General features: G+C 63.8%; 11 protein-coding genes. 1 reads left to right on the forward strand and 10 read right to left on the reverse strand.

The window, feature by feature from the left end; genetic code table 11:
- Nucleotides 1-268 precede the first annotated feature (268 nt).
- The 8 genes from WDS16_RS21335 to cobM form a co-directional block, all read right to left on the reverse strand.
- Nucleotides 269-1,198, reverse strand: coding sequence for an alpha/beta hydrolase (locus WDS16_RS21335; protein ID WP_422395849.1), 930 nt, complete (start codon nt 1,196-1,198; stop codon nt 269-271).
- A gap of 293 nt (nt 1,199-1,491) precedes the next feature.
- Complete coding sequence (gene zomB / locus WDS16_RS21340) at nt 1,492-3,363, reverse strand: flagellar motor control protein ZomB (RefSeq protein ID WP_338893562.1); 1,872 nt, start codon at nt 3,361-3,363, stop codon at nt 1,492-1,494.
- 46 nt (nt 3,364-3,409) lie between these two features.
- Nucleotides 3,410-4,318: a decaprenyl-phosphate phosphoribosyltransferase gene (locus tag WDS16_RS21345; protein ID WP_338887489.1), complete on the reverse strand. Its 909-nt coding sequence runs from the start codon at nt 4,316-4,318 to the stop codon at nt 3,410-3,412.
- Nucleotides 4,315-4,797 carry a phosphatase PAP2 family protein gene (locus WDS16_RS21350; RefSeq protein WP_422395850.1) on the reverse strand — a complete coding sequence of 161 codons (483 nt, stop codon included), beginning with the start codon at nt 4,795-4,797 and terminating at the stop codon, nt 4,315-4,317. Before WDS16_RS21350 ends, WDS16_RS21345 begins: the two co-directional genes overlap by 4 nt.
- A gap of 31 nt (nt 4,798-4,828) precedes the next feature.
- The gene (locus tag WDS16_RS21355) at nt 4,829-6,736 is read right to left on the reverse strand and encodes a glycosyltransferase (protein ID WP_338887491.1); all 1,908 of its coding nucleotides are present in this window, start codon (nt 6,734-6,736) and stop codon (nt 4,829-4,831) included.
- Entirely contained in the window at nt 6,733-7,962 is a 1,230-nt protein-coding gene (gene glf, locus WDS16_RS21360; protein ID WP_338887492.1) for a UDP-galactopyranose mutase, read from the reverse strand. The genes WDS16_RS21355 and glf overlap by 4 nt, the downstream gene beginning before the upstream one ends.
- Before the next feature lie 63 nt (nt 7,963-8,025).
- Nucleotides 8,026-8,787 carry a precorrin-6A synthase (deacetylating) gene (gene cobF, locus WDS16_RS21365; protein WP_338887494.1) on the reverse strand — a complete coding sequence of 254 codons (762 nt, stop codon included), beginning with the start codon at nt 8,785-8,787 and terminating at the stop codon, nt 8,026-8,028.
- The gene (gene cobM / locus WDS16_RS21370) at nt 8,784-9,536 is read right to left on the reverse strand and encodes a precorrin-4 C(11)-methyltransferase (protein ID WP_338887496.1); all 753 of its coding nucleotides are present in this window, start codon (nt 9,534-9,536) and stop codon (nt 8,784-8,786) included. Before cobM ends, cobF begins: the two co-directional genes overlap by 4 nt.
- 279 nt (nt 9,537-9,815) lie before the next feature.
- Between cobM and WDS16_RS21375 the strand changes: the two genes are divergently transcribed.
- Nucleotides 9,816-11,951: an N-acetylmuramoyl-L-alanine amidase gene (locus WDS16_RS21375; RefSeq protein WP_338887498.1), complete on the forward strand. Its 2,136-nt coding sequence runs from the start codon at nt 9,816-9,818 to the stop codon at nt 11,949-11,951.
- Between the two features lie 58 nt (nt 11,952-12,009).
- Here WDS16_RS21375 and WDS16_RS21380 read toward each other — a convergent pair whose 3' ends face one another.
- On the reverse strand, nt 12,010-12,327 hold the full coding sequence (locus WDS16_RS21380; protein WP_338887500.1) for a hypothetical protein: 318 nt from the start codon (nt 12,325-12,327) through the stop codon (nt 12,010-12,012).
- A 41-nt stretch (nt 12,328-12,368) separates the two neighbouring features.
- A complete protein-coding gene (locus WDS16_RS21385) occupies nt 12,369-13,205 on the reverse strand; it encodes an HAD family hydrolase (protein ID WP_338887502.1) in 837 nt (278 codons plus the stop codon).
- Nucleotides 13,206-13,289 lie beyond the last annotated feature (84 nt).

A 13,289-nucleotide genomic window follows, 5' to 3' on the forward strand; every position in this document is an offset into this window, starting at 1 on the left:
CCAACAGGGCTGTCTTCGGCCCCGTCGGGCCGTAGTGAAGTGTTTTCAGTTTTCCCACGCAGACCATAGAGCCGAGGCTCTACAGAAGACGCGCACAAGGGAGGCTATTGCAACCGACTACTCCGAAGCAAAACTGTGATCTACATCCCAGACTTGCTTCGGGGTGATACCAGACTGTGACCATATCCTGAGAGGCCCTCGCAGACCACCCTGTCAAACCAGTGAATTCTCACAAACAGTGCGGAAAGCGGGGGATCTGCCGGATCTGTCAGCCGATGTTGGCGCTCAGGTCGGGCGCCATGATGTGAGCCTGTTCCTGCCAGTAACCCCACTGATGGGTTCCGACGCTCGGGAACGCGTATGTGACATTGTTCGCACCGATACTCGCCATCCGGATCTGGAAGGCGCGGCTGTTCGCCAGCGCGATTGCCTCGAGGCCCATCGCATTTCCGGTGTTGTAGTAGTCGATGAAACTACGCGGCTGGTCGAGGCCACCGGGCAGTCCGCTGCCTGCGAAGACCCACACACGAGTGCCGTTGTCGCGAAGGCGAGGTGCGAACACGAACGGGTCGTTGCGCAACCACGCCGAGTTCCACGGCGGTCCCCACATGGCGTCGATGTTGTAGCGGCCCGAGTCGAGGAGTGCGAGGCGCATCGCCTCACGCATGCCCGGTGCCGAGATGTTCAGGTAGCCCGAGAGTGAACCCGCATACGAGAACTGTTCCGGGTGGTAGGCAGCCAGAGTCAGTGCCGCGCTGCCGCCCATCGAGATGCCGACGACGCCGTTGCGGTTCGGGTTGAAGCCGAGCCGGTTCTGCAGGTTGTTACGCAGGTCCTGGGTGAGGAATGTTTCCCACTTGTACGTCGTCTGCTGGCCGTTGAAGTTCGAGGGTGCGTACCAGTCCGAGTAGAAGCTCGACTGTCCACCGACAGGCTGAACGACGTTGATGTTCCAGGATGCGAGGTACGCACCGGCGTCGGTCTCGTGCTCCCAGCCGGAGATGTCGTTGGTGGCACGCAGTCCGTCGAGCAGGTACACGACACGGTTGGTGTTGCCGTCGGCCGCACGCCAGATCCGGCTCTTGATCGGACCCATGCTCGAGTCGGTCCAGAAGTCCTGAGCACCCGGATCGAACGCCGCATTGGCCGTCGCACCCGTCCCGACCACTGCAAGACCGAGCGGCAGAGCCACAGCCATCACCAGAGACGTGAGTATCCGGCGGAAGCGCCCCCTGGCACTCTTGTTCTTTCTACCCAGCATGCATTTGACCTCTCAGCAGTGTCGGTACGCCGCAGAACCTGCAGCGCACCCGTTTCAGCGGTATGAACCCGGCGCGAGAGCCAGAGCAGTCACACATATCTTTCGCATACATCGACCCGAAGGCGACTTCCGTTACGCAAACGAGATATCCCATCTTGGAGACAGAACGGTATCGACGCAACTTCGGAACAGCAGCGTTTCGGAACAGCAGCGATTCGAAAGAGCAGCGCTCAATTATCACCTTCCACGATCGGCGGCTCGAGACCACATCGCTGTAATTCGTATTCGGGGACGCGGTCGAAACGATATCCCGCATAGAAGAGCGACCGCTTGACGTTTCTGACGAACAATTCTTTCGTCAGCGGCGCCCGGTACGAGGCAATCAATTCCTGCGTGTCAGGGCACGCCAGCGCAGCTCGCGCCTCTGTCACCCAGTCCTCGTCCATGTACCAGGGCAGGTACGGGTGCACCCCGACCAAACCGAGGTCCGCGACCACCCAGTCCGGATACAGATTCTTGTCGTGCCCGATTCGCCCGTTCTCGAGGCGCTCGGTGTGCGAAGCGAGCGGGTACGCCAGACCCATCTGATCGATGACTCGAACGTCGAGCCCCACGTTCATGCTCGTCATGCCCAGATTCAGGAAGAACACGGTGTGACCGGCCCCACCAGGGGGGATCGGCAACGGTGGCGGCACGACGTCCCAGTAGGTGAACTGAGCGCTCGGCAACAGCAGACCACCGTCGGGAGTGTTGTCGATCGTCTCCACCATCGGACGAATACGCGGATAGTCGAGGTAGTCCGACGCCAGAATCGGATGGGCATGCCCGGTATTGAGCGCATAGAACGCTCGCTCGTCGACAATTCCCGTTTTTCCGACGATCGAGCCCTCCGGCATACCCGTGGTGTTCGCCGCGAAGAACGCCCAGATCACCGTCACGATCCACACGAAAGCGCCGACCGCGAAACCAACGATCTGCCGCATATCGGAATTCTTGGAAGGAATTGTCAGCGGAATGACGGCAACCGGAAGCAACAGTGTGAACAGTGCGGGCAGAAGCGTCCTGCCGTGCATGAAGTCGCCACCCACGCGCACCGCGTACAGCAGCGACAGAATTCCGCTGACGAAAACGAAGACGACGACCGCGCTCGGTGTGCGCAGACGACGCTGCAGTTCGCCCGCGGTCCTGGGCACCGGTCCTGTCGTGCGATGAGCTGTCGATCGAAGAGAAGTGGCGATGCCGGCAATCAGTAACAGGACCAACGGAAGCCACAGCATGTAGGGGCCGAGCAAGTTCCACAGGTAGTTCAGGCCCTGCGACCACTTGGCGCCACCGGCGTCCTTCGACACGGCAGTGTTGGGGTACGGCAGTCCGTAGTACCCCATTCGCCAGATCTGGTAGAGAACCGGCGTGGCGCCTGCGACGGCGAACACCGCGATGCGGCTGGGCCACGTCTGCGGGGCAAGGAAGATCATGACGAGCGCGAGACCGCCGATGATGACCAGTTCCGGACGGACCAGCGGCCCAAGGCCTCCCCAGAACGCAAGCAACAACAGTTCGGGTGTGCGGACCTTTCGGGTGGCCCAGCGGACCATCAGCAGCCAGAGCGCCGCGATCCAGAAGATGACCAGGCAGGTTTCGAGCCCCGACGTCGCGAAGTCCCTGGCCGGCGGCACGGCGATGTAGACCAGGACTCCGGCGGGGAGGTAGATGACCGCGCGCCCAGCGCGGGCGCCGTTTCGGCCGAATTCAGTTCCACGCTCACGGGCTTCGAGCAGGGCATAGGTCCCGAACATCGCGATGGCGACGGCAGCGGTCGACAGTACGAGCGCAATCGTGAGCACGACGTATTCGAGGCGGGCCTCGCTGAGCCAGCTGCCCGCGTAGACCAGGTAAGTCCAGATCGTGCTGGTGTTCGTCTCCACCCGCTCGCCGGCGTTGAACACCGGGCCGTTGCCTGCGAGGAGGTTTCGGACCGTCCGCAGCACGATGAGTCCGTCGTCGGCGATCCACCGTCGTTCCCATGCGCCGTACAGAAACAGCAGTGCCGATACGACGACACCGACGCCGAAGATCGACGCCGAGACTCGACGTCCGGTCAGCTCCTGTCGAGGCTTGTCCGTGATGTCGTCCGGCGTCCTGTGTTCACTACCCGGCGACGTAAACTGCGACACCGACTACTCCGATCCACGCGAGTGCAAGCACCTGCAACACCCTGTCGCCGAGCGCGATCTCTTCGGGTTCACCAGCTTCTCCACCGTCGACGTCCACCGCATAGCGAAGGATCGCGATCGTGAACGGGATCATCGAGATGGCGAACCAGTTGGAACTGGTCCCAGCGTCTTCTTGGAAAGCCCACAGCCCATAGCAAATCACGACAGCGGTCGCCGAGAGTGTCCAGACGAATCGAAGGTATGTCGTGGTGTAGTTCTCCAGCGACTTCCTGATCTTCGCGCCGGTACGTTCGGCCAGCTGCAACTCCGCGTATCGCTTGCCTGCAGCCATGAACAGCGAACCGAATGCCATGATCAGCAGGAACCACTGCGACAGCGGAATCGACGCGGCCACTCCACCGGCGATCGCGCGAAGCAGGAATCCGGACGAGACGATGCAGATGTCCAGCACGGCCTGGTGCTTGAGACCGAAGCAGTACGCCAGCTGAATCGCGATGTACACGCCGATGACCAGCGCGAGTTTCCAGTTGGCGAGGAACGAAAGTCCTACCGCCAACGCAATACAGACGACAGCCATCGCATAGGCAAGCTTGACCGGCAGGATCCCTGCAGCGATCGGACGGAATCGTTTGGTGGGGTGAGCGCGATCGGCGTCGACATCCATTGCGTCGTTGACGAGGTAGACGCCCGACGCGGCGAAACAGAAGACGACGAATGCCAGACCGACCGACAGCAAGACGTCGGGATCGGTCACCGAACCGGCAGCGAGTGGGGCCGCGAGCACGAGTACGTTCTTGACCCACTGACGCGGACGGAGCGCCTTGATCACACCGTCGAACAGGTTCTTCGGTGGTGCTCCGGCTGGGGGGGCTTCCTCGCTCATTTGTCTCCTTCGAACTTGCACACGGCGGCTGCGGACAGGGCGCCGAGCGCGGATCCTGCGAGTACATCTGTCGGATAGTGCACTCCGAGAACGAGCCGCGAGAGCAGCATCGGAGGTACCAGGACCGCAGGCAAGGGTAGCCCGGTCAGTCGGCCGAGCAGTACGGCGGCCGCCGTAGTGGACGTGGCATGCGAGGACGGAAAGCTCAGCTTGCTCGGGGTCGACACGTTGATCCGCACAGACGGATCGTTCGGACGCGGCCGACGCACAAGCCGCTTGATGACGATCGATGCGGCGTGCGAACCCACTGCGCCGACCGCGACGCCTGCCCACTGGCGCCTGCGCGGGGCGTCGAGCGCTGCCCCGATACCTGCGATCGCAACCCAACCGAGTGCGTGCTCACCGAAATGCGACATGCCCCTCGCGATCGTCACTGCACCCGGCTGCGCACCGACCGTCGACTGGATCTTCGACAGGATGCGAACCTCGGCGGCCGATTCGGTCTGGTTCTTACGCCTCGTAACGAAAGACACGTTCCCAGGTTTCCTTACTGGTCAGGTGAGGGACGGCGTCGCGGTAGCGACCCTTGAGCTCGGGGAATCGCCGCGACAACTCCGCGCGCAATGCCATGGCTTCCTTGAGCAACGCGGCAGCTTTGTCGCGGTCACGTTGCCGGTAGACGACGCCTCGGCCGTCGGCGGTGGTGACAGTGACGCCGTCCACCTGTGACAGCAGGAACCAGCGCGCATCGAGCGTCGGAACGTTGAGCTGCGGGCGCTCGTGGTGGCGGGTGTGCGCGGGCTTCGCGTTGTGAATCAGGCCGGTGGCCAGCCGCTTGATCTTCGACAGCGGGTTCGTCGGCAGTCCGACGGCTCCCACTTCCTCACCCGACGGATGCGGTAGCTCGGTGGAGGAACCGACCACGACGGCGTCGGGGTAGGTCTTGCGCAACGCGTGTACCTCGCCGAGCGAAGTCGGCAGGATCTCGAGGATGTGCTCGGGTCCTTCGAGGAAGTCGCGGATCGCCTTGTTCTGGATGGCGACGGTCGAGTACTCGAGACACAGCAGGTGCTTGACGGTCGCCTTGACGGTGTCGAGCACGAGACCGCGCCCGTTGCCCGGCATGTGCAGCGCCGCAACGACGAGACGGTTGCGGAGGTGGAAGTACGCCTGCCAGTCGATGGCATCGTCCTTGTCACTCCATGCCATGTGCCAGATCGCAGCACCGGGCAGCGTGACCGTCGGGTAGCCGGCTACTCGTGCGCGCAAACCGTATTCGGCGTCGTCCCACTTGATGAACAGCGGAAGCGGCTGACCTAGATCCTCCGCGACGACACGCGGAATCATGCACATCCACCAGCCGTTGTAGTCGACGTCGATGCGGCGGTGCAGCAGCTTGCTCGAGCGCAGTGGGTACTCGGCAAAGTCGTGGTCGTACTCGACGTTCTGAGCACCGGTCCACATGAAGTTGCTCCGGTCGATCACTTCGCCCATGACGTGCAGGTGGCTGCGCGCCTGCAGGTTCAGCATCTGGCCGCCGACGAGCGTGGGAACCTTCGCGAATCGCGACATCGCGAGCGCACGGAGAATCGAGTCCGGCTCGATCTCGATGTCGTCGTCCATGAACAGAATGTGCTGGCACTCGGTGTTGTTCAGCGCCTCGTACATGATTCGGCTGTATCCACCGGAGCCACCGAGGTTTGCCTGATCGTGGATTGCGAGTATGCCCCCGAGACCTGCTTCGGCCTCGGCGAAGCCCGGCTCGTCCCTGACCTTGCGGGTGCCCTGGTCGGGCATGATGACGGCCTTGATCACGTCGAGCACCAGTGGGTCCGAGCTCAGTGCGACAAGCGCTTTGACTGCGTCGGTCGGCCTGTTGAACGTCGGGATTCCGACGGCAACCGTCGCCTCACCGGGGGCTTCGACGGGCGCGTACCAACCCGCGCTCTCGAGTACCACCTCGGAGTCGGAGGTGATGTCGAACCAGATCCAGCCGCCGTCCTCGAACGGTCCGAGATCGATGTCGAATTCCTGCGCGGCGTCACCGTCGACGGCTTCGCGGCCCTCGACGTGGATACGTGAGCTGTCGGCTTTGGACCGATAGACGTCGATACGGCAGTGGCCGGAGACCTCGACACGCAGGACGACCGACTTCAGGACGCTGTAGCGGCGCCAGTAGCTCGCGGGAAACGCACCGAAGTAGGTGCAGAACGACACCTCGGACTCGGCGCCGATGGCCAGCGACGTACGGGACAGTGAATGTGCCCGTCGCGCATTGGTTTTGGCCTCCTCGAGGTACAGCGTTCGTACGTCGAGCGGCTCGCCCGAGCGCGGCAGCAGCACCCGCTGCAGCAGCGACTTACCGAGCACGGGCGCAATGTCGGCGACACCGTCGTCGAGCAAGTGTTTGGCTGTCATTTGTCTCCCGCCAGCGAAGCGCCGGTCTCGAAATGCGGTGCGAGCGTGTTCTCGTACAGGTTCAACGCGCTAGCGATGGCCATATGCATGTCCAGGTACTGGTAGGTGCCGAGACGCCCACCGAACAGGACGTTGTTGGCGACCGTTTCGGCCTTGGCGCGGTCGCGGTACGCCTCGAGCTTCGCGCGATCGTCCGGGGTGTTGATCGGGTAGTACGGCTCGTCGTCCGACTCGGCCGCGCGGCTGTATTCCCGCATGATGACCGTCTTGTCCGCCGGGTAGTCACGCTCAGGATGGAAGTGACGGAACTCGTGGATGCGGGTGTAGGGGACGTCGCCGTCGTTGTAGTTCATCACCGGGGTGCCCTGGAAATCACCGGTCTCGAGAACCTCGGTTTCGAAATCGAGTGTGCGCCAGCCGAGTCTGCCTTCGGAGTAGTCGAAGTACGCATCGAGCGGGCCGGTGTAGACGATCGGCGCGTTCGGGCTCTCGGCCACGAGCTCGGCTTTGACATCGAACCAGTCGGTGTCGAGTCTGACCTCGATCTTCTCGTTCGACGCCATCTTCTCGAGCCAGGCCGTGTACCCGTCGACCGGTAGGCCCTCGTAGGTGTCGTTGAAGTAGCGGTTGTCGAAGTTGTAGCGCACCGGCAGGCGGGTGATGTTGCCGGCAGGCAGGTTCTTCGGATCGGTCTGCCACTGCTTGGCGGTGTAGTCACGGATGAACGCCTCGTACAGCGGACGGCCGATCAGCGAGATCGCCTTCTCCTCGAGGTTCTGCGCATCTTTCGCGTCGAATTCGCTGGACTGCTCCTCGATCAGCGCACGTGCCTCGGCGGGTGAGTAGTACTTGCCGAAGAACTGCGAGATCAGGCCCAGCCCCATCGGGAACTGATACGACTGGCCGTTGTGCAGCGCGAACACGCGATGCTGGTAGCCGGTGAACTCGGTGAACTGGGTGACGTAGTCCCAGACCCGCTGATTCGACGTGTGAAACAGGTGAGCGCCGTACTTGTGGATCTCGATGCCGGTCTCCGGCTCGGCCTCGGAGTAGGCGTTGCCGCCCAGGTGGTGGCGGCGGTCGAGCACGAGGACTCGCTTGCCCAGCTGGGACGCCGAGCGCTCCGCCACGGTCAGCCCGAAGAACCCCGAACCGACCACGATCAGGTCGTATCGGCCGGTCGCGGAGGGGTCGGAAGAAGCAGTCGGTTCAGTTACGGCAGTCACGGGCAACCAGGGTATACGGTGCGCGCGACCCGCCCGTGCATGGACAGTTGCCGCCCTGCGTAACTACCCACCCGCGGCGAGGCGTCGCAACAGGTACGTATCCATCACCCAGCCGTGCTTCGTCTTGAGCGCCGCACGCGCGCGTTCGATCTCCTCGATGCATTCGTCCAGCGGACCCGACACCAACTGTTCATCGCCTGTTCCCAGGTTGGCGCCCCAGTGGATGCCCCATCTACCGGTTCCGACCAGCTCGCGGCACGTCACATTCCCGTCGAGCATCACGACGATGTTGTCCGCTCCTGCCTCGACATCCTTCAGAAGAGCCCGACCGGTCGTGATCACGATCGGTCCACCGATCCGATTGAGCACTATCCGATGTGCTGCCGCGAGCATCGACACGCTGCTGATGCCCGGAGTCACATCGAAGTCGAAGTCCAGATTTCCGAAGTCTCGTACGCGCTCGACCACGCGGATGGTGCTGTCGTAGAGAGCAGGATCACCCCAGACCAGGAATCCGACGGTGGTGTCGGGCGCGAGACCGAGCAGGACTTCCTCGTAGGCTCGCGCTCTGGCCTCATGCCAGTCCAACACTGCGGCGCCGTAGTCGGCGGGTCGTCGATCACGCTCGGGATCGGCAACCTGGATCACCCTGGGTTCACCCAGGACGTGACGCCGCAAGATCTCGGCCCGCGCCTCGGCCAGGTCACCGACATCCCCGCCCTTGTCGGCCACGAGGAAGACATCGACCTCATGCAGCATGGCGACGGCCTGGACCGTGATCTGGTCCGGATGCCCACCACCGACCCCCACCAGGTGAATCTTCATGCGTGGGTCCCTCTAACTCGTTCCGCGTCGTACAGATGCGATTCCACGCCAGGCGTTCTGCCGACAGCAGGTCCGACGAGGATGACCGCTGCCTGCCGCAGACCGGCCGACTCGACCTGTCCGGCGATGTCGCCGAGGGTTCCCGTCAACACGAGCTGATCCGGCTTGCTCGCGTGGAACACGACGGCCGCCGGGCAGTCGGCGCCGTAGTGACTCGTCAGCTCCTCGGCCAGGACTCGGACGCGCGTGATCGCGAGGTGCAGCACCAGCGTCGAACCGGTTGCTGCGAATGCCGACAGCGACTCACCACTCGGCATAGCCGTGGAGCGCGCCTGCGTGCGCGTCAGAACGACGGACTGCGCGACCTCGGGGACGGTCAGTTCGACGCGCAGGGTGGCTGCTGCAGCTGCGTAGGCGGGGACTCCAGGCGTCACGTCCCATGGAACGCCTGCCGCATCGAGTCGTGCAGACTGCTCCGCGAGCGCCGAGTAGAGAGATGGGTCACCCGAGCACAGACGCGCGACGTCGTCACCTCGCTCATGGGCGCCGACGAGTTCCGCAGTGATGGCGTCGAGGTCGAGCTGTGCGGTATCGACCAGCCGAGCATTCGGTGGGCAGTGCGCCAGGATCGCTTCGTCGATGTATGTACCTGCATAGACGCAGACCGGACTGCTGCGGAGATGTTCCACGGCACGCAGCGTGAGAAGGTCGGCGGCACCAGGGCCGGCACCGATGAAGTGGACAGTCACGAAAACGAAGCCTATGCCTCCCCCGCGACTCGCCGCACTCACAGTCAATCCCCGGTATGGCTAACTCTCAAGCTAAGGTTTAGCCTTGTGTCGGATGGGGTTGGTGTTACTGGTGTGACTCGAACGCAGTCTCGATAGTCACATACGTCACAACAGCATCACAACTCGCCGACACACAGAACTGAACGGAAGCAATTCGCGTCGCACAGTCGCAGGATGCTTCGCGGGGCGGCCAGGTATCAACAGGCCAACCCGCACCTACTACCAGGGAGTACCGCCTTGCACCGTCGAACGAAGCCGTCGATCGTTCTCGGCGCTGTCGCCTTGCTGGCCGTCGCGAGTCCCGTGGCGGTCTACAGCATCTCCGGCGACTCCGCGTCAACCGATGTTCGAACGGCCAACGAGACCACCCCTGTGACAGTGCCGACCAAGATCGTCGAGACAGCGCTGAGCGCGGCACCGGACATCGTCATTCCGCTCCAGGAACTGACGGGTCTGCCGCTGCCGGACCTGCGTCTGTCCGATCTGAAGTACCTGCCACTGCCGGAGAACATCACCATCCCGCCCTTCGAGATCCCCGAGATTCCGGGCATCACCGTCCCGTCACCGACAAGTCCGTCGGCTCAGGCGCCGGTGCCCGGTCTCGAACGCACCGATGTGGCCGCCCCGGTTGTTCCGCCTGCCGGTGACGACCCGGGCGCCCCGCTCGGCGCAGTCGTCAAGGAGCTGAAGCAGGACGAGCCGTTCAGCATGGTCGCTCTGACATCGACGGCCCTCGACGGTGCTGTGGCGCAAGTGCGCCGCCAACTCGACGACGGCTCCTGGGGCCCGTGGATCGCGACGGAACCCATCGACACCGGCGCGAACGACGCAGCGCCGACGGCGGAGAAGCAGGGCACCGAGCCGATTTTCGTCGGCGCCACCAAGGCCGTTCAACTCCTTCTGACACCGCGCACTGTGGCGGCCCCGGCACCTGAGGTTGCCGCGGCACCCGAGGCAGCACCGGCCCCCGCGCCCGAGGCAGCACCGGCCCCCGCGCCTGAGGTAGCACCGGCCCCCGCGCCGGAGCTCGGTTACACGCCGGCTTCGGTCTCCAAGCCGCTGCGCCAGCAGGAAACCCCTCTCGCAGAGGCCGTGTCGGACATCAGCGCGGTACTTATCCAGCCCGGCAGCTCCCCCGCCGACTCCGCATTGGCGGACATCGCAACGCCGGTCGCAGGCGACGCCGGGCCCAAGGTCATCTCCCGCGCACAGTGGGGCGCCGACGAGTCCATCCGGTGCGCCACCCCGACATACGACGACTTCCTCGGTGGCGCAACGGTTCACCACACCGCAGGAAGCAACGATTACTCCAAGTCCGAGTCCGCCGAGATCGTGCGTGCCATCTACGCCTACCACGCTCAGACCCTCGGTTGGTGCGACGTCGGGTACAACGTGCTCGTCGACAAGTTCGGCCAGATCTTCGAAGGCCGCGCAGGTGGACTCGACCGGGCCGTCCAGGGTGCACACGCCGGTGGATTCAACGAGAACACCATGGGCATCGCGATGATGGGTGACTACTCCTCGGCGTCCCCGTCGGACGAGACACTCGAATCCGTCGGCAAGTTCCTCGGATGGCGTTTGGGCAAAGCAGGTCTCGACCCCGAGGGTGAAACGACGATGACCTCCGAGGGCACCGACTTCACCTTCGTCGGCCAAGGACAGAGCGTCGACCTTCCCGTGATCTTCGCCCACCGCGACGTCGGCAACACCGCATGCCCGGGAGACGGGGCCTACGCGAAGATGGGCGAGATCCGCGAGATCGCGGCCGCGAACCTCGGCGGCGGCAGCGTCGACACAGCTCCATCGCCCAGCGAGGACACGACAGGCGACGACCTGACGAGCGATTCGACACCGTCCTCGCCTCGCACCGACGCGAGCAACACTCCGGGACAGAACATTCCGAGCCTCGTCGACGAACTCGTGCGTCTCGCCAGCTCGAACCCGGTGGCGCAGAAGTGGCTGGCGTCCGGCGGCGAAACAGGAACATTGGGCACACCCGTCAGCGGGCTCGTCCAGGTCAAGGGCGGCGGCGAAGCCGCACAGTTCGCCAACGGTTCGATCTTCACTTCACTTGCCGGACAAGCAGTTGCAGTGATCGGCAAGATCTTCGAGCAGTTCATGACACTCGGCGGAGAGAACGGCGAACTCGGCCTCCCCACCACCGACGAATACCCGGTACCCGAGGGCTTGCGGACCGATTTCGAGAACGGATCGTTGATCTTCAACGAGCTCACCGGCATCGTCACCACGGTCATCAAGACCTACAACGACACCTACGAGCAGGAAATGCAGAACGGCGCAGTCGCGGCGCCCGTCGAAGCAGCTCCAGCACCGGAAGCTGTACCGGCACCTGAGCCCGCACCGGCACCGTAACGTCTCGAACACAGAATCGAGCGGCGGCCCGACAAGGGGCGCCGCTCGATTCGTCTTTTCAGAGAATGTCGCGCTGCGCGAGACGAATTCGATCGACGGGGACGATTCCTGGGCGGTAGTAGAACCCCTCGGGCGAGACGGTCAGCTCGTTGTCCTCCACTCCACTGACCTCCCACACGTCGACCGGGCCACCGGTGTTGTTCATCCGGACGAACCAGTCCCGCTCCCCGGGATCGCTCGAGAGAAAGCAACCCTTCTGCTCGGCCCGTCGGCTACCGGCGATTCCGCGGGCAGCGCCCATCTTTCGGTAGTCGAGGCCGTGCATCTGGATCGACTCACGATTGGCCACGGACGTGACGTGAAAGCGGATAGGCATTCCGCAAAATTAGTTGTATCGGGTGTCGCTGCGCCAGCGATTTACCACCAGCGTTCGAGGACCCGAGCCACTCCGTCGTCGGCGTTGGTTGTCGTGACTTCGTTCGCGGCCGCGATAGCTGCCGGGTGCGCATTGCCCATCGCGACGCCGAGGCCGGCCATCTTCAGCATCGGCACGTCGTTCGGCATGTCGCCGAATGCGGCTATATCGGCGGGGACCACGTTCAACCGTTCGGCGACGATGGCGAGTCCCGACGCCTTGCTCACGCCAGGCGCAGACAGCTCGATCAGTCCGTTGTCGGTGGAGAACGTCAGATCTGCTCGGCCACCGATGAGCGGTTCCAGAGCGGCCACCATGGCGCCACTCGACGCACTCGCGAGTCTGATCAACAACTTGACGGCCGGGACGTCGAGCACCTCCTCCTGCGAGAGCTCGGTGTTGTCCGGGTTGAGCCACGCGTGCTCGTATCCGGGCGAGCTGACGAACTGCGGCGTCGCGGCGTCGTGAGCGCTGGCACCGACGCGCTCGGCAGCCAGTCCGCACCCGGGGAGCGCGACGTATGCGATCTCGGCGAGCCAGTGCAGCGTCTCGCTCGACAGTGTCTGCGCATCCAGGATTCGGTCGGTGCCGCTGTCGTAGATGACCGCACCGTTGGCGCAGACACACATCGGTGCGTAGCCGAGTTGGTCGACGACGGGTGAGATCCACCTCGGCGGGCGTCCGGTGGACAGGACGAACGGGGTACCGTCGGCGACCAGCGACAGCACGACGCGACGGGTTCGCTCGGTGACCCTCTCGTGTACATCGAGAAGAGTGCCGTCGACGTCGCTGGCGACAAGGCGGGGCTGGGTACGAGCGGTGTCAGGCATCGTCGCCATTGTGCCTTAGGTGGCGTGCGACTCGCGGAGCAGAGTGCCTCGGCGGCAGGTGCAACCCCTGCACACACCACCCTAGGGTGGGCA

Source organism: Rhodococcus sovatensis, assembly GCF_037327425.1.
Classification (GTDB): Bacteria; Actinomycetota; Actinomycetes; order Mycobacteriales; family Mycobacteriaceae; genus Rhodococcoides; species Rhodococcoides sovatense.